General features: G+C 63.6%; 13 protein-coding genes. 7 read left to right on the forward strand and 6 right to left on the reverse strand.

Features of this window, described 5'->3' with window-relative positions; translation table 11 throughout:
- Positions 1–8 precede the first annotated feature (8 nt).
- The 4 genes from VMV82_09425 to ftsE are packed head-to-tail and all read right to left on the reverse strand — an operon-like array spanning position 9 to position 4,192.
- On the reverse strand, positions 9–1,409 hold the full coding sequence (locus VMV82_09425) for a S41 family peptidase (protein HUY41772.1): 1,401 nt from the start codon (positions 1,407–1,409) through the stop codon (positions 9–11).
- Positions 1,406–2,635, reverse strand: coding sequence for a peptidoglycan DD-metalloendopeptidase family protein (locus VMV82_09430; protein ID HUY41773.1), 1,230 nt, complete (start codon positions 2,633–2,635; stop codon positions 1,406–1,408). Before VMV82_09430 ends, VMV82_09425 begins: the two co-directional genes overlap by 4 nt.
- The gene (ftsX, locus tag VMV82_09435; GenBank protein HUY41774.1) at positions 2,635–3,516 is read right to left on the reverse strand and encodes a permease-like cell division protein FtsX; all 882 of its coding nucleotides are present in this window, start codon (positions 3,514–3,516) and stop codon (positions 2,635–2,637) included. The genes VMV82_09430 and ftsX overlap by 1 nt, the downstream gene beginning before the upstream one ends.
- Positions 3,482–4,192: a cell division ATP-binding protein FtsE gene (gene ftsE / locus VMV82_09440; protein ID HUY41775.1), complete on the reverse strand. Its 711-nt coding sequence runs from the start codon at positions 4,190–4,192 to the stop codon at positions 3,482–3,484. The genes ftsX and ftsE overlap by 35 nt, the downstream gene beginning before the upstream one ends.
- A gap of 48 nt (positions 4,193–4,240) precedes the next feature.
- On the opposite strand from ftsE, the gene VMV82_09445 reads away from it, so the two are divergent.
- Positions 4,241–5,389 (forward strand): acyl-CoA dehydrogenase family protein, encoded by a 1,149-nt coding sequence (locus VMV82_09445; GenBank protein HUY41776.1) that lies wholly within the window; start codon positions 4,241–4,243, stop codon positions 5,387–5,389.
- Between the two features lie 60 nt (positions 5,390–5,449).
- Complete coding sequence (locus VMV82_09450; protein HUY41777.1) at positions 5,450–6,001, forward strand: peroxiredoxin; 552 nt, start codon at positions 5,450–5,452, stop codon at positions 5,999–6,001.
- Between the two features lie 516 nt (positions 6,002–6,517).
- Here VMV82_09450 and VMV82_09455 read toward each other — a convergent pair.
- A complete protein-coding gene (locus VMV82_09455) occupies positions 6,518–7,960 on the reverse strand; it encodes an AAA family ATPase (GenBank protein ID HUY41778.1) in 1,443 nt (480 codons plus the stop codon).
- A gap of 172 nt (positions 7,961–8,132) precedes the next feature.
- On the opposite strand from VMV82_09455, the gene VMV82_09460 reads away from it, so the two are divergent.
- Together VMV82_09460 and VMV82_09465 are read left to right on the forward strand one after the other, a co-directional pair.
- Positions 8,133–8,987: a DDE-type integrase/transposase/recombinase gene (locus tag VMV82_09460; GenBank protein HUY41779.1), complete on the forward strand. Its 855-nt coding sequence runs from the start codon at positions 8,133–8,135 to the stop codon at positions 8,985–8,987.
- Between the two features lie 545 nt (positions 8,988–9,532).
- Positions 9,533–9,838 carry a GIY-YIG nuclease family protein gene (locus VMV82_09465; protein HUY41780.1) on the forward strand — a complete coding sequence of 102 codons (306 nt, stop codon included), beginning with the start codon at positions 9,533–9,535 and terminating at the stop codon, positions 9,836–9,838.
- Between the two features lie 134 nt (positions 9,839–9,972).
- On the opposite strand, the gene VMV82_09470 is transcribed toward VMV82_09465, so the two are convergent.
- Entirely contained in the window at positions 9,973–11,172 is a 1,200-nt protein-coding gene (locus VMV82_09470) for a DNA recombination protein RmuC (GenBank protein ID HUY41781.1), read from the reverse strand.
- A gap of 75 nt (positions 11,173–11,247) precedes the next feature.
- Here VMV82_09470 and VMV82_09475 point away from each other — a divergent pair, with 75 nt between their 5' ends.
- The 3 genes from VMV82_09475 to VMV82_09485 are packed head-to-tail and all read left to right on the forward strand — an operon-like array spanning position 11,248 to position 16,711.
- Positions 11,248–11,955, forward strand: coding sequence for a hypothetical protein (locus VMV82_09475; protein HUY41782.1), 708 nt, complete (start codon positions 11,248–11,250; stop codon positions 11,953–11,955).
- Between the two features lie 4 nt (positions 11,956–11,959).
- The gene (locus VMV82_09480; protein ID HUY41783.1) at positions 11,960–12,739 is read left to right on the forward strand and encodes a c-type cytochrome; all 780 of its coding nucleotides are present in this window, start codon (positions 11,960–11,962) and stop codon (positions 12,737–12,739) included.
- Positions 12,740–12,796: 57 nt separating this feature from the next.
- A complete protein-coding gene (locus VMV82_09485; protein ID HUY41784.1) occupies positions 12,797–16,711 on the forward strand; it encodes a multifunctional oxoglutarate decarboxylase/oxoglutarate dehydrogenase thiamine pyrophosphate-binding subunit/dihydrolipoyllysine-residue succinyltransferase subunit in 3,915 nt (1,304 codons plus the stop codon).
- The last annotated feature ends 54 nt before the right edge of the window (positions 16,712–16,765 follow it).

The following is a 16,765-nucleotide window of genomic DNA, read 5'->3' on the forward strand; positions in this document are numbered from 1 at the left end:
GAGCGGCGTTAGGGATTCGCGAGTTGCCGGAGACGGGCCTTGGCGGCGGCGAGCTGCTTATCTGCCGGGGTGTCGATGAGGCGCGGATCGGGGCTCTGATTGACGATGATATCCGGGCGGATGCCGCGATGCTCGATGTCACGGCCGCTCGGCGTGACGTAGCGCGCGATCGTGATCTTGAGTGCGCCCTGGTTGCCTGGCATGACGTAGATGCTCTGCACGACGCCCTTTCCAAAGGTCTGCGTCCCGACGAGCGTCGCCAAGTGGTAATCTTGCAGCGCGCCCGCGGTGATCTCCGAGGCACTCGCGGTGTACTTGTTGACCAAAATCACGAGCGGATGCAGCCCGGCGATCGTTGCGCCGTCGGCGTACTGAGGCGCGACGCGCCCGGCGCGATCCACCTCGGAGACGACGGTGGCTCCTCGCGCAACGAAATAGCTGACGATCGCGACGGCGCTGTCGACCAGGCCGCCGCCGTTGTCCCGCAGATCGAGGATGTAGCCCTTCGCGCCGCGAGCGCGACCGTCGAGCAATGCGGCATGGATCTCGCTAGCGGACGTCTCGCCGAACTCGGAGAGACGAATGTAATCGAAGCCGTTCTCCATTTTGGCGTGCACGGTCGGAACGTGAATGATCTCGCGAACGATGCGAAAGGTGCGTACGCTCTTGGGTGCCTGGATCGGATGGGCTTGGATCGTGACGGTCGTGCCGGCGCGTCCGCGAATCAGCGCCTGAACGCCGTCGGAGGAGAGCCCGCCGGCGCGCGTGCCGTTCACCCTGTCGAGGATCAGCGGAACCTTCATTCCAGCGCGTTCTGCCGGTAGCCCTTCGATGGGCTGGAGCAATATCTCGCGGTTGCGCAGCGGGAAAATGTAGACGCCGATGCCGCCGAAATTGCCGCCGTTCAGCGTCTCGGTCAACTGTTGAATCTCTCGCGGCGACAGATACACCGTGTACGGATCGTCGACCGAGCTCATCATGCCCGTGAGCGCTTGCTCGAGGATCTGATCTCGGCCCGCGGCCGCACCGTAGTGCGATTGCGCGTACGCGACCTCGGTCTCCAGGCGCGACGCATCCACGGCCGGATTCCCGGTTGCCCGTTCGGCCGGAAGCTTCGCCACGATGTGCCTGGTGTGCAGGTATGAGACGAGCGCGCTCGTGACGCCGCGGAACGGCGTCTGGGGATCGATCGGCTTGTAGTACGCGCGTTCCAGCTGCATGAGGGCGATGCCGACGAGTTGATCGTCGGACGGTCCTCCGAAGAGATCGCCGATGCTGCCGCTCGCCGCGATGCGAAGCGGCAGGCCGTTCTGCGTGCCGAAGGCACCGCTGCGGTTGCCGACGTACAACGCGCCGGCGGCAACGAGGACGGCGACGAGAAGCGCGATGATTGTGGTGCGGACGTTCAATGGCTGAGCCTCGGAGCGGGGTCGATCGGCTTTCCGTTGTAGCGGATCTCGAAGTGGACGTGGGGACCGGTCGAATACCCCGTGTTCCCCGAGGCGGCGATGGCCTGCCCGCGCTGGACGACCTGTCCTGCCGAGACGTAGAACGCGGAGAGATGCCCGTAGCCGGTCGAGTAGTGATTACCGTTGTCGATCAAAATGTAGTTTCCGTATCCACCATACCATTGTGCCATGATAACCGTCCCTGCCGCCGCGGCGGTTACGGTGGTTCCCACCGGAACCGCGATGTCGAGCCCTGGGTGAAAATCCGGTCCGCCGCCAAAAGGATTCGATCGCCAGCCGAACGGCGAGGTGATGGGGCCGGTAACCGGCCACGAGAAGCGTCCGTTGGAGCGGATGGGCGCGCCGGCGATCCCGGCTGCGCGCCGGCCCGATGCTTGCTCCGCTTCGATCTCCCGCGTGCGCAGCTGGATCAGCGCTTCGAGCTGCGCTTCTTGGGCCGCAGAGAGATCTTCCATGTTCGCAACTTGCGTCGCGATGTGTCGCCGGTCGCTATCGGCGAGAGAGACGAGGTTGACGCGCTCGGCGGCAAGCGACCCCAGTTGCGAGCGCGCCTGCGCTTGCTGCTGCTCCTCGTCCTGAAGCGCGACTTGGTTCGCTTCGAGCGCGCGCTCGGTGGAGAGAACGCGCTTGGCCGCTGCCTGCCGCTGGCGCACGACGCGCTGGTTCGCGGCGATCAGCAGGCGCAGGTCGTCCCACGACTCGACGAAGTCGCTAAACGATCTTGCCGCCAGCAGCACGCTCAGGTAGTTTGGCGAGCCGTATTCGTAGATGTCGACGAGCCTGTGGCGAAGCAGGGAGTCTTGGAGCTGCAGCGAGCGTTGCGCGGCCACGAGCTGCAGCGCGTACCAATGTAAGCGCCGCTCCGTCTCGTGCTGCTCGGCGCCGAGATGCGAGAGCGTGGCGTCGACCGTCGAGATCGCGGCGTTGGTCTGATCGAGCTGCGACTGGAGATCGTTCACCCGCGCAGCCGCGGCGTGGAGCTGCACGCGTTTGACGTGCAGGCGCCGATGCAGTTCCTCGGTGCGCAATCGCTGCGCTCTGATGCGCTGCTCGAGCGTCCTCATGTGCTGCACGTGCTCTTCGTGCAGGCGTACGCTCGCGCGGGACGCCGCCGCCGCACCGGCGGGCATTGCCACGAGCAGCAGGCAGGCGAGCAGCCGTCGCATCACGTCTGAAGATGGCGTCCGACGGCGAACCACGCAGCACTCGCGCCGATGATACCGCCGACGAGGAAGAGCTGCAGTATGAGGCTCGGGACGTCGACGGAGGCCACGTTGAACTGCACGAAGGGCAGCGCTTCGAGCATTCGCGGCCAGAGCGTTTCGCGCGCGGCGACGAGGAGCACGACCGCCGCTGCGGATCCGAGCATTCCGACGACGAGCCCTTCGCAGATGAAGGGCATGCGAATGTACATGTTGGTTGCGCCGACCAGCTGCATGATGCCGATCTCGCGCCGGCGCGCGTAGACGGCGATGCGCGTGGTGTTCGAGATGATGATCCCCGCGACGACGAGGAAGAGGGCGATCAGCGCCATGCCGACTCGCCGGAGAACCTCGCCCAGGCGCAGGAGACGTTGCACGACTTGTTGTCCGTAGACGACGTTGCCGACCCCGGTGAGGCGGCGAAGGTCCGCTGCGACGGCGGGGACGAGCGCCGGGTCGTGCACGCGGACGCGGAACTTGTCGGGAAGCGGGTTCTCCGTGAGCAACGAGGTATCGATCACGCCGCGCGTCCGGTCTCGAAGCTCCTTCAGACCTTCGCTCTTCGGGATGAACGCGACCGACGCGATGCGCGGATCCGCGCGAAACGATGCGCGCAGCGCGGCGATCTCGTGCGGCGTCGCGTTCGGGTCCACGTAGACGGAAATCTCGATCTGCTGCAGCATGCCGTTGCCGAGATCGGCGAGCGTCGTGCGAATGAAGAGAAACGCGCCGAGCAACATCAACGTCACCGCGACCGTGCCGATCGCGGTGAGCTGCATGAGTGAGTTGCGGGAGAAGCTCCGCGCAACCTCACCCAGAAAGAACTTGACCCTGCCCCAGTCCAAGATAATAGTAACCCCGTTCCTTGTCGGTGGCGATCTTGCCGTTCTCCAGACGCACGACGCGCCGCCGCATGCGATCGACGACGGCTTGGTTATGCGTTGCCACGACGACGGTCGTTCCTTTGAGATTGATGCGCAACAGAAGGTCCACGATCTCGGTCGTATTCGCGGGATCGAGATTGCCGGTCGGCTCGTCGCAGAGCAGGATCTTCGGGTTGTTCACCAGTGCGCGCGCGATTGCCGTGCGCTGCTGCTCTCCGCCCGAGAGCTCGTCTGGATACATACGGCTGCGATGCGAGAGCCCCACGAGGTCGAGCGCGCGAGGTACCTGGCGCATGATCTCTTTCGTCGGTGCCCCCGTGACTTGCATGGCGAACGCGACATTCTCCCAGACCGTCTTGTCCGGCAAGAGCTTGAAGTCTTGAAAGACGACGCCCAGATGACGGCGCAGCGCGGGCACGCGCCGGGCGGGGAGCCGGTCGACGCGAATGCCGTCGACGGTGATTTCACCCGTCGTCGGCGGCGCTTCGCGATAGAGCAACCGGAGCAAGCTCGACTTTCCCGTGCCCGAGTGGCCGACCAGAAAGACGAACTCACCCTTCGCGATCTCTAGACTCACCTGGTCCAGAGCGCGAACGCCGTTGGGATAGAGTAGCGAGACGCCACGCAGAGAGATCATCGTGGAAGGGAGGGTTTTGCGCAGGGCCCGGACCTATACCTTCGGGCCATGGACTTCGACCTAACGCCGGATCAGCTCGCAATTCAACGTCTCGCGCGAGAGTTCGCGCAAAACGAGGTCCGTCCGCGGGCCGAGGAGATGGACCGCGAGGAGCGCTTCCCCTACGATTTGGTGGCGAAAATGGGTGCGCTGGGATTCTTCGGTCTTCCGTTTCCCGAGGAATTCGGCGGGGTCGGCGCCGACACGATGAGTTATGCGCTCGCCGTCATGGAGATCGCGCGAGCGGATGCGTCGACTGCGATTACTCTGGCCGCCGCGGTCTCGCTCGGCGCGATGCCCTTTCACCTTTTCGGAACGAAGGCGCAGAAAGAGCGCTACCTCGTTCCGCTGGCACAAGGCAAGCAGCTTTGGGGATTCGGATTGACCGAGCCCGAGGCGGGAAGCGACGCGGCGAACTGCAAGACGCGCGCCGTGCTCGAGAACGGCGCGTGGAGAATCAACGGGACCAAGGCGTTCATCACCAACTCCGGCACCGACGTTACGGGCGGCACGACGATCACGGCCGTCACCGGAGTTCGCGACGACGGCAAGTCCGAGATATCGAACATCGTCGTGCCGCAGGAGACCCCCGGCTTCACGCGGAGCCGCAAGTATCGCAAGATGGGCTGGCGCGCTTCTGACACGCGCGAGCTGTCGTTCGCCGACGCTGCCGTACCCGAAGATCATCTCCTGGGCCGGCGCGGTGAAGGCTTTCGTCAGTTTCTCACGATCCTCGACGGCGGCCGCATCTCGGTCGCCGCGCTCTCCGTGGGTCTCGCGATGGGCGCGTACGACGAGGCCATGAACTATGCGAAAGAGCGACACGCATTCGGCCAAGCGATTGCCTCCTTTCAAGCGATCCAGTTCAAGCTCGTCGACATGATCGTGCAGATCGAGCATGCCAAGCTCATGATGCTCAAGGCAGCGTGGGAGAAAGATCACGGACGCGATTACGTTTACAGCGCGAGCCTCGCCAAGCTCTATGCCGGCGAGGTGTCGCATCGCGTCGTCAACGATGCCGTTCAGATTCACGGCGGCTACGGCTTCATCGATGAATATCCCGTGTCGCGCATGTATCGCGATCAAAAGATCAACGAGATCGGCGAGGGAACGAACGAAGTCCAGCGGATGATTCTCGCGAAGCTCATCGGAGTCTGACGGGGCTCCGGCCGCGGCTGCTCGAAGTTATCGCTTGCGCTGCAGGCGCAGGAGGGTTCCATGTTCGCACGACTCATCGTAGCCACGACGCTTGCGGCGGTGGCAGCGACCGCGGCCGCTTCGGCCTCTCTCGGCCTGGGAACCAAGGCTCCCGATTTCACGGCGCAGGCCTCCCTGGGCGGCACCGTCTATACGTTCAATCTCGCCGACGCGCTCAAGAAGGGTCCGGTCGTCCTCTACTTCTATCCGGCGGCCTTCACGCCCGGATGTACGATCGAGGCGCACGACTTCGCCGCGGCAATCGATCAATACAAGGCGCTCGGCGCGACGGTCATAGGCGTCTCGCACGACACGATCGCCACCCTCAATCGTTTTTCAGTAAGCGAGTGCCGCAGCAAGTTTCCCGTCGCGGCCGATCCGCAGCTAACCGTGGCGAAGGCTTACGACGCCGTTCTTCCGCAAAATACGGCCTATGCGAACCGCACCTCGTACGTGATCGTGCCTGATGGAACGATCATCTACACGTATACGAACCTGGATCCGTCGCAGCACGTCGCGAACACGCTCGCCGCGCTGCGAGGCTGGGAGCGGGCGCACCCCTCGCCGCATTGAGGCAACACCCACGCGCGCAGGTGCCCTGACCTGGCCCGTCGCGATATGATGTACGGACATACATGTATATCTTCGAAAGTGCGTACGGCCATGCTCGTTGCTAAATGGGGGAATAGCCTCGATCTCGTAGAGCGACCGGCTCTCCCTCTGCGACGCTTTCATCGTTGCGGCAGCGGAATCGATTGCGCTCGTAGTCAATACGGTGCGTTTAGGCGGTAGTGGTCCCTTTTGAATCCGCTGTGAGGTAGGATTCGGTGCGGGCTTGTGCTACGCTTGGGGTATGCCTAAGCGGTCTCGCAAGCCCCCATCCGATCCGAACCTAGCGGCTCGGTCCATACTCGATCAAGTCACAGGCGAATCGGAGAAGGTTCAGCCGCTGGAGAAGAACGCGGCGGCAGTCGAGCTAGGACGCAGAGGCGGCCTACGCGGCGGACCAGCGCGAGCGAAGAAACTAACCGCCGTGCAGCGTAAAGCGAGCGCCAAGAAAGCGGCGATCGCCCGGTGGGGGAAAAAGCGCTAAGCTCCCAGGGCGTCCTTAATAGGTAATGCAATGGAATCCAAGATGGCGGACTTCGTACAGTGTGTTGTCCATGCACCGCACATAGCTTGCCAAAGGACCTCCGTGCCCACAACCAAGGAATCGGCAGCGCTCCGTACCCATTCGTGATGATCCGCTATCGTGATGCTCTTGTTTAGCGCGTCGATGGTTTCCGACGCGCTTCTACCGATCTTATCATGTACTCCTATCCAAGCGATTTGCTTTAGGGCTCCGAACACGACACGCTCCGGCGCGTCCTCACCGGGTAGTAGGTTACAACCAACCGATTTGTCCTGATCCCCGTCGAGAAACACAACTGTGGGTCTGCCAAATCGTTTTCCCGAAACCATTTGACCGAGGGCATGCCCAACCGAAGCGCTCCCATAGGGGAGAACCTTTATCCGACTCAAGACCTCCCGTTCGTTTGCGGCGACTAAAGCCTCGGTCACAAAAATGACCGACATTTTATCCTCGACGTAAACGTCGCATTCCGGATGCGGTTCGTCATCCATGCGCGTCATCGCGAAATCCGGACTGACGCCCGTGATGATCGTCTTACCAGAAGCGCCATCCATGATATAAACGCGACCTTCAGGCGGCAGCTCGTCAAGCACGTACGGAGAGTGCGTGCTCAGGATAATCTGAACTTCCTTCGTGCGTGCAAGGTGGGCTAAATCGTTGAGCAGTTTTCGCTGCGCTCTTGGATGCAATGAAGTCTCGACTTCGTCAATTAAGACAAGAGAATACGGGGGCTGGTCTTTCGCGAGCAATTCAGCCGCAGCAAGCTCCCCGGCACCGGTATGGAAACCTGAGTATCTGCTTCCGCCCGCCTTGAGGACAGGGATAAATCTCTTGTTATCAGCCGTGGTCGTCGATAGACCGGCGCCTGCGTACTCGCGTCCCATGACGGCGGACAATCGCGCCAATTTATCGGCGTCAAAAGCCTTGTGAGTGCCCTCAGACGCTCCAGGTGTCAACAACTTCGAGTAGCCGACCCGTGCTCCCACCGGCTGGATTCGACGAAGGTCGATGTTCTCAACGTCCCGCCGCGGGCGACCAGGGTTACCGCGCCAGCGGGGTCCCGGCTTGCGGATCGAGGCTTCTTGTGACTTGCCGCCTTGTTTGAAAGAGTATCGAATGGACGCTTTGCTTACTTTCTCAAACGGTGTGTCCGGAAAGAAATCGGATGCGTACCGTTCGTGCCCGGACGTAACGGCGTACGCGGCCGCGGCAGCTTGGAGTATCGTGCTCTTGCCGGACCCGTTCTCGCCGACCAGGGCGACGATGGGAAAGGCGAAGGTCACCCGTTGCCCCGTCCAGCCCCTTATCCCGTCGATCTCGACCCAATCGAGACGTTGGGGCCAGGACGTTCCCGTTAGCCATTTGGCTTGTAGACGGCGCATTTCGTTCGACAGCGGCATGGAGCACCTCTCAGCGGCGGGTTCTAGCGGCACTATAGCTAGAACAGCGCCGCGGTACAACCACAATAAGGCCATGATTCATCCAACTATTTCCGGATACCTGCAGCGCTATACCGAATCGGCGCCCCTTTACGCTTGACAAATCCGAGACCGGTCACGCATAATGGGGAGTATGAACCGTCTCCCGCTGGCCCTCCGCGTTCAGGCCCTCTCGGCGCTCGTCGAGGGGAACTCCATCCGTGGGACCTGCCGTATGGTCGGGATCGACAAGAAAACCATCCTTCGGCTCCTGGCCGACGTGGGCGATGCCTGCGAAGCCTACCTCGACGAAACGCTGCGCGGTCTCAAGTGCAAGCGGCTCCAGCTCGATGAAATCTGGAGCTACTGCCACGCGAAGGAACGGAATCTCAAGCCGCACCTGCGCGGAGCCGATGGCGTCGGCGACCTTTGGACTTGGGTCGCCATCGACGCGGACACCAAGTTAATCGCGTCATGGTATCTCGGGAAGCGGCTCAAAGAGGACGCGGACGCCTTCGTTCGCGACCTCGCTTCGCGCGTCGATTCACCGGAGGTACAGATCACGACGGACGGCCTCGGTTCCTACGCAGAAGCGATCCGTCGCCACTTCGCACGCGCTGACTACGGCACGGAGGTTAAGGATTACGGGCTTCTCGACGATGAATCGCCTGAGCGCAAGTATAGCCCGATGGTCGTGAAGAGCGTTCAGCGCACGAAAGCTTGGGGCGTTCCCGATCTCGACCATATTTCGACCGCCTACGTTGAGCGACAGAACCTCACGATGCGTGTGTCGATGCGTCGGTTCACGCGGCTAACGAATGGCTTCTCGAAGAAGGCCGAGAACCTACAGCGAGCAATCGCCTTGAACTTCGCCTACTACAATTTCTGCCGCAAGCACTCGACGATCAAGACGACGCCAGCAATCGCAGCAGGGCTCACGGATCGCCTCTGGACACTCCACGATCTCGCAAACTTGCCTGATCTCATGCGCGGTGGGCTAGCGGCATGAAACTGCTAGGATGAACATTTGTGCGAAGCGGTTGCCGCATCAAATAGCTACGGTTGGCGACTTTCTCGCTTCGGTGTGCGGACCTGCGTTGAAAGAACAGCACGGGCAAAATGGATAAGCGCAGCATAACCAGAGACTCCATTGTCGCAGAAATACAGCGCGTCGCTGCTAGTATCGGGCGAGCGCCAGGGAGAGATGAGTTCCTCGCAAACAGCGGAGTTAAAGAGTCCGATTGGTTAGGAAGATACTGGGCTAGATGGGGTGACGCGCTTCGCGAGGCGGGATACGAGCCTAACGAATTTCAAGCAGCGCATACCGACGAACATATGATAGAGAGCCTTGTTGAGCTCATTCGCGCACTTGGAACGTTTCCCACGAGACCCGAGATGGACCTACGGCGTCGGACTGATCGTTCATTCCCTTCCCCTAAGACGTTCGAGCGCTTTGGCAATCGAGGCGCACTTGCTGCCCGCGTAAGGCAGTACTGTGAAAGTCGCGAAGGCTACGGCGACGTCATCGACGCGTGTACTACGGTAACGGCAAGTATGCCGCAAGGTAGTAGCGCAAGGGCCACCAAGGAACCCGTCGAGGAGGCCTTTGGCTTTGTCTACCTCATCAAGTCCGGGCGCCACTACAAAATCGGACGCACCAACGCTGTGGGACGCCGGGAACGCGAGCTGGCAATTCAACTTCCCGACAAGGTTAAGACCGTTCACATGATTCGTACGGATGACCCCGTCGGCATCGAAGGCTACTGGCATCAGCGGTTTCAGGAAAGGCGCAAGAATGGTGAATGGTTTGAACTGGACGCGAGTGACGTCAAGGCCTTCATGCGTCGAAAGTTCATGTGAGGCAAGGCTTCAAGTTAAACCCATCCCGTGTTTCTAAGTTAATAACACCCCACTTGGGGCACGGCTAGGCCGCTACGGGCACGGGCAGGGTACCGGCCGAGGCGCGCGTTTTTTCAAAAGGGACCACTACCCGTTTAGGCGGGTGGGAAGAGTTCTTGTTTGCGCGGGATGCGAGTAGGTTCCGGCGCGGCATCGAGCGCCGTAATCGGCCGAACCGCGTTGTCGATCGCGGCGATCTCGGGAAGGTCGTCACCCGGCAGCGCGGCTTCGTCTTTCAGCTTGCGCCCTTGCGGCAGCAGGCGCGTTTCGTACGACCCGACCGCGGTGTTGAAGGCGTCGACCGTGCTTTCGAGCCCTCGGCGTAGTTTGAGCAGATGCTCCGCGAAGCGCTGCGCTCGCTCGTACAACTCCTTGCCGATCGCCGCGATGCGCTTCGCGTTCTCTTCCTGGCGCACGGCCTGCCAGCCTGTAGCAAACATGCGCAGAATACTGATCAGTTGTATCGGCCCGGTGACGATGACGCCTTTGTCGAGTGCGCGCTCGGTGAGCATCGGGTCCTCGTTGCAGGCAGCGCTCAAAAACGACTCGCCCGGTACGAACAGGATCACGAAGTCCACCGAGCCTTTGGCCGTCTGATATCCACGGCGCGCGAGCGCGTCGACGTGGTCTTGCAATGCCTTGACGTGCTTGTGCGCGAGCTCTTGACGCAACGCGTCGTCGGGAGCCTCCAGCGACGCCTGCATCGAGTCGAGGGGAGCCTTCGCATCGACGAAGACGCATCGTCCGCCGGGAAGGTGCACGGTCAAATCGGGTCGCACGCGCACGCCTTCGATGGCAACCGTCTGCTGCTCCGAAAAATCGCAGTGCTCGAGCATGCCCGCGCGCTCGACGACGTTGCGCAGTTGCATCTCGCCCCACTTGCCGCGCGTGGTTGGATTGCGAAGCGCGCTGACGAGCGACGAGGTTTGCGACGAGAGCGTCGTTGCAGCGGATTCGAGGCGCTCGGTGCGTGCCAAGAGGCCGCCGACGAGTGCGTTGAACTGGTTCAGCTGCTCGTTCATCGGCCTGACGAGATCTCCGACCCGCTCGCCCGCGCGCGCGGCGGTAGCGTCCCGTACTTCATTTTTGGCGCGCTCGAGCAGCGCGCTCAGTGCCTGTTCTTGCGTGCCCGAGCTGGCCGCTAGATGCGCGCGGCTCGCCGCGAGGTCGCGCTCGGCGGCTTCGGCGCGTGCGCGCAGGCGCTCCGTGCGCCGTTCGGAGGCGATCCACGCGGCGGCCCCACCGCAGAGAAGCCCCACGACGAGGACCAAGAGCATCGTCAGTACCGCGGGCACGCAGCAAGACGTTTGACCTTCGTCGCACCGCTCCCTAGTGGTGGGAAGCCGCACCGTAGCGGAGAATCGAGTCGCATGAACCGCAGCATGTTTCTCATGTCGTCGAGCGCGCTTGCCGTTGGAGCGAGCACCGCGACGGCTAACGCCGCCGTGCCCGGCGGCACCGCCTTGGTGGAGCGGCGCACGAGCTTCGACGAGGCAGCCTTTGCGCGCGTCGTCGGCCGCCCCGCGAGGATCCGTCAAGTCGTCGAGTCGATCGCGTTCAACCCAACGACGCTCAACAACATTAAGAACACGTTCAACGGTCTGCAGTTCGGCTACGGCTACGCGCCGGGCGCGATCGCGGTCGCGATGGCGAATCACGGCCCGTCCACGGCATACGTGCTCTCCGACGCGATGTGGCGTAAGTACCGTCTCGCGGAGTTCTACAAGATCGCCGCGACGAACGGCACGCCGCTGACCTCGGACGTTCACTATCCGGCGAAGAGCAGATACGATCCGCAGGCGAGCCCGGACGACGAGCACGGCATGTACCAGGACACGTCCCTCGAGATGCTGCAGCGACGCGGGCTGATCGTCCTGGCGTGTCACACGGCGATCGAAGAGCAGTCGCGCAATCTCGTCGCGCAAGGCTTTGCCCCGTCGGGGGCGACGCCGAAGGACGTTGCCGACGATCTGCTCACCCACCTGATTCGCGGCGCACTCGTCGTGCCGTCGATGGTCGCGACGGTCGCCGTCCTCCAGGCCGAGTACCGCTATACGTACCTTACGCTCGCGTTTTAGGCCGATGCGTCTGGTCGCCGTCTGCGCGCTTGCGCTTGCGGTCGCCGCGTGCGCGCATGCGGCGCCGCAGGCAGCGGCGTACGACTCCGCGGCGCTGCCGAGCGGAGCGCTCGGCAGAGAGATCGCGTACGGCCGTAAGATCATCATGCAGACGCGGCGGGTTCTGCCGCGCGACGTTCGCGCGAACATGGACTGCGCCGCATGCCACATCGGCGGTGGCACGCAAGCGCGGGGCGGCAGCTTCGTCGGCACGTTCGCGGCGTTTCCGCAATGGAATGGACGCGCGCGGCGCGTCATCACGCTTCAGGATCGCCTCGCCGAGTGCTTTCTCTACAGCATGAACGGCCGTCCCCCCGCGTACACGAGTCGCGAGATGACCGCGCTCGTCGCATATATCGCGTGGCTTTCACGCGGGACGCCGACCGGCAGAGGCGTGCCGAGCTCGCAGCGATTTGCGATCGCGCTGCCGAACGGTCGGCCCGATCGCAGCCGAGGGAAGGTGCTCTACGCGCAGAGCTGCGCCGCGTGCCACGGAGCGAACGGTGCGGGCGGAGGGGCGTTTCCGCCGTTATGGGGATCGGCGTCGTTCAACAACGGTGCTGGGATGGCGCACGTCGATCGCATGACGGGGTTCGTCTACTACAACATGCCGAAGAACGCGCCCGGGTCGCTCTCTCTTCAGGACGCCTACGACATCGCCGGTTTCGTGCTGTCACACGAGCGACCGGCCTTTCGCCGGAACGCGATCGTGAGCTTCCCCGCCCTTCCGGCGCGCTATTTTTAGGCTCCTAGGAGCTAGGTTGGCGATAGAATCTCCGAGAAGCGTGAACGAACCAGCGTGATGCAAACATCGGTCAAGGTGACGCTGCCCGAGATGGGTGAGTCCGTCACCGAAGGTTCCATCGTCGAATGGCGCAGGAAGATCGGCGATTTCGTCGCCGAGGGCGATCCTCTCGTCGACGTGACGACCGACAAGGTTGACGTCGAGGTGCCGGCGACGGCCTCGGGCGTGATCACGCGCATCTTTGCCGATGAGGGCGCCACCGTCAAAGTCGGCTCCGATCTCGTCGAGATCGACACCACGAAGGCATTGGGTAACGGTGCCGCGGCAAGGGCGAAGCCGAAAGCGCAGGTGGCGACGCCCGCGCCGCCGGCTCCGCCGCCCGCGGCGCCTACCGGAGCGCGCACCGCAGAAGCCGTCGCGACTCCCCAAGCCCAGCGTATCGCGCAACGCCGCGATCTCGAGATCGCCCGCGTCCGCGGCTCGGGTCCCAACGGGCTGATCCTTCGTCAAGACGTGCTCGATCAGGTCGAAAGCGCGAAGCGCGCCGCTGCGCCGCCTCAGCCGCCCCTTCCATCGCACGCTCAGGTTACGCCGCTCAAGGGGCCCGCCGCAGCGCTTGCCGGATACATGGAGCAGAGCCTTTCGGTTCCGACGGCAACCAGTTTCCGCACCGTATCGGTCGATGCGCTCGACGCGCGTCGCCGAGAGATCAACGCGTCACTGCGTGCCGCAGGCCGAAGCGAGAAGGTTTCGTTCACGCACGTGATCGCGTTCGCGCTCGTGCGTGCCGCGCACGAGCTGCCGTTCATGACACATTCCTTCCGGCGCGACGAGCAAGGAAGACCGCAGCGCGTCGAAGCGGGCATTCATCTCGGGCTCGCCGTCGACACGGAGCGCAAGGACGGTACGCGCTTTCTCATCGTTCCGGTCATCAAGAATGCGGACGCGCTCGATTTCGTGCGCTTTCATGCCGCGTACGACGACCTCGTCGCCCGCGCGCGCGAAAACAAGCTCGCCGCCGACGACGTGGCCGGCGCGACCTTTACGCTGACCAATCCGGGCGGCATCGGAACCGTCGCCTCGGTGCCGCGGCTGATGGCAGGTCAGGGCTCGATCATCGCGACGGGCGCAATCGGATTTCCGGCCGGCCTCGCCGGCGCGAGCGAACAGTCGCTGCGCTCGCTCGGCGTCGCCAAAGTGATGCAGATGACCTCGACCTACGACCATCGCGTCATCGCGGGCGCCCAATCCGGTGAGTACCTTCGCCGCGTCGACGAGCTGCTGCAAGGTCGCGCAGAGTTCTACGAGTCGATCTTCTCGGCATTGGCGCTGGCGCCGCCGATTCCGCGCGAAGCGCAGACGGTCGCGCTCGAGCCCTCGCGCGAGAAAGGCCCCTCCGAGGAGATGTTGCGCGCGGTGGCTGCCGGAATGGCCATCGTCGCCGCGTATCGCACGCACGGACATCTCGCCGCGCACTTGGATCCGCTCGGAAGCGAGCCTTCCGGTGACCCGTCGCTCGACCCGAAGACGTACGGCTTGACCCCCGCGTTGCAGAGCGCCGTGCCCGCCGCCGTGCTCGAAGTCAAGGTTCCCGGCAACACGCTTGCCGAGGTGATTCCGGAGTTGCGTGCGACGTACAGCTCGACCATCGCATTCGAAATCGAGCACATCTCGAGCACCGAGCAGCGGCGCTGGCTGCGCGACTACGTCGAGTCTGGCAAGCACCGGATCGCGTTCTCCCCCGAGCGGCGGCGCGAGATCCTTCGCCGTCTTACGCGCGTCGAATCGTTCGAACGCTATCTGCGCAAGACGTTCCTCGGCCAGAAGACCTTCTCGCTCGAGGGGCTCGACGCGCTCGTCCCGATGCTCGAAGAGACGCTGGAGTTGCTCGCCGCCGACGGCGTCGAGCATGCGGTCATCGGCATGGCGCACCGCGGACGGCTCAACACGATCGCGCACATTCTCAATCTTCCGTACGACGAGATCCTTGCCGAGTTCGAAGCCGCGAACGAGCGCAGCGGCGTCGGCGACGCAGACGTGACGGGCGACGTGAAGTACCACCACGGAGAGCACGGCACCTACCGCACCTCCGGCGCCGCGATCGAGGTGACGCTCGCAAACAACCCGAGCCATCTCGAGGCTGTGGACGCGGTGGTCGAGGGCGCGAGCCGCGCGCTGCAGACCGATCGCTCCGTGCCCCTGGCGAGCCACGATCTCCGCAAGGCGGTACCGATCCTCATTCACGGCGACGCCGCATTTACCGGGCAAGGCGTCGTCTCCGAGGTGCTCAACCTACAGGCGCTCCCGGGATACGCGACCGGCGGTACGCTGCACGTCATCGCAAACAATCAGGTCGGTTTCACCACCGAGACGCAGGACGGGCGCTCGACGCGTTACGCGTCCGATCTCGCGAAGGGCTTCGACCTGCCGATCGTGCACGTCAACGCCGACGATCTCGACGCATGCATTGCCGCCGTCCACCTCGCGGTCGCCTTCCGCCGCACGTTCGAGCGCGACGTCCTCATCGATCTCATCGGGTACCGCCGCGTCGGGCACAACGAGACCGACGAGCCGGCGTACACGCAGCCGCGCATGTACGAGGCGATCAAATCTCATCCGACGGCGCGCGAGCTCTACGCGAACAAGCTTGCCGCGCAGTCGATTCTCACCGCTGAGGAGGCAAACGAGCTCGCTACCGAGGCGACGGCGGCGCTGCAGGAGGCGCACCGGCGCGTCAAGAGCACCGGTGCGAGCCTCGCAGGCATTCTCGCCGAGCTCGCCGGCGCTTCGCCGCCGGCGGCGCCGGCGCTGCGGGCGCCGGATACGGCACAACTGCTTGCGTGGAACGACGCGCTCGTCGCAGTTCCCACCGGCTTCGCGCTCAACAAGAAACTGCAGACGCAGTTCGAGCGCCGTCGCGGCGTCGTGCGCGAGCGCCGGCTCGTCGACTGGGGAACGGCCGAAGCGTTGGCATTCGCGTCGCTCGTCTGCGCGGGGATTCCGGTACGCCTCACCGGCCAGGATACCGAGCGCGGCACGTTCAGCCACCGTCACGCCGTCTGGCACGACGTCGCGACCGGCGCGCGGTACGTTCCGCTGCACCATCTCGACGGCGCGCGCGCCTCGTTCGAAATCCACAACAGCCCGCTCTCGGAGTACGCCTGCATGGGCTTCGAGTACGGCTACAGCGCGGTCGCGCAAGACGCGCTCGTGCTCTGGGAAGCGCAGTACGGCGACTTCTTCAACGGCGCGCAGATCGTCGTCGATCAGTTCATCTCGGCCGGTCAGGCCAAATGGGGGCAGCAATCGCGGCTCACGCTGCTGTTACCGCATGGCTACGAGGGCGGCGGTCCCGAGCACTCGAGCGCGAGGCTCGAACGCTTCCTGCAGTTGAGCGCGGAGAACAACCTGCGCGTCGCATATCCGTCGACGACGGAGAACTACTTCCATGTCCTTCGGCTGCAGGCAAGCGACGGTGCCCCCGCGCCGCTCGTGCTGATGACGCCGAAATCGCTGCTGCGGCACGAGGCCTCGTACGGTACGATCGATGAGCTCGCGCGCGGCGCATTTCGCTCGGTCATCGACGACCCGGCCGTCAAGGACAAGAAGAAGATCGAGCGGCTGATCCTGTGCACCGGCAAGATCTACTACGATCTCACCGAGAGCGAGCAGTACAAGAAGACGCGCAAGACCGCGATCGTGCGCGTCGAAATGCTCGCACCGCTGCCGCACGAGGAACTCCGCGCCGTCATCGACTCGTACTCCGGCGTGAAGACGCTGCTGTGGGTGCAGGAGGAGCCGAAGAACATGGGCGCGCGAGCGCACGTGCGGCGGCGCTTGCTCGAGCGGCTCGACAAGTCGCTCGACATCGCGTACGTCGGGCGCCCCTATCGCGCGAGCCCGTCGGAGGGATACGCCGGCCAGCACGCGGTCGAGCAGGAACGCATCATCGCAGCGGCACTAACCGAGTAGTCGCCCTTTAGGGAATTCGTCGCGCCTGTAGGCCTCCGCTAAGCGGCTGTTAGC

It is taken from the genome of Candidatus Dormiibacterota bacterium (genome assembly GCA_035532035.1).
GTDB lineage: Bacteria > Vulcanimicrobiota > Vulcanimicrobiia > Vulcanimicrobiales > Vulcanimicrobiaceae > Tyrphobacter.

Coding starts and splice junctions, on each gene's coding strand:
- VMV82_09430 (HUY41773.1), bottom strand. CDS start 2,635: ATGCGACGGCTGCTCGCCTGCCTGCTGCTCGTGGCAATGCCCGCCGGT.
- ftsE (HUY41775.1), bottom strand. CDS start 4,192: ATGATCTCTCTGCGTGGCGTCTCGCTACTCTATCCCAACGGCGTTCGC.
- VMV82_09480 (HUY41783.1), top strand. CDS start 11,960: ATGCGTCTGGTCGCCGTCTGCGCGCTTGCGCTTGCGGTCGCCGCGTGC.
- VMV82_09445 (HUY41776.1), top strand. CDS start 4,241: ATGGACTTCGACCTAACGCCGGATCAGCTCGCAATTCAACGTCTCGCG.
- VMV82_09460 (HUY41779.1), top strand. CDS start 8,133: ATGAACCGTCTCCCGCTGGCCCTCCGCGTTCAGGCCCTCTCGGCGCTC.
- VMV82_09475 (HUY41782.1), top strand. CDS start 11,248: ATGAACCGCAGCATGTTTCTCATGTCGTCGAGCGCGCTTGCCGTTGGA.
- VMV82_09455 (HUY41778.1), bottom strand. CDS start 7,960: ATGCCGCTGTCGAACGAAATGCGCCGTCTACAAGCCAAATGGCTAACG.
- VMV82_09465 (HUY41780.1), top strand. CDS start 9,533: ATGCCGCAAGGTAGTAGCGCAAGGGCCACCAAGGAACCCGTCGAGGAG.
- VMV82_09450 (HUY41777.1), top strand. CDS start 5,450: ATGTTCGCACGACTCATCGTAGCCACGACGCTTGCGGCGGTGGCAGCG.
- VMV82_09485 (HUY41784.1), top strand. CDS start 12,797: ATGCAAACATCGGTCAAGGTGACGCTGCCCGAGATGGGTGAGTCCGTC.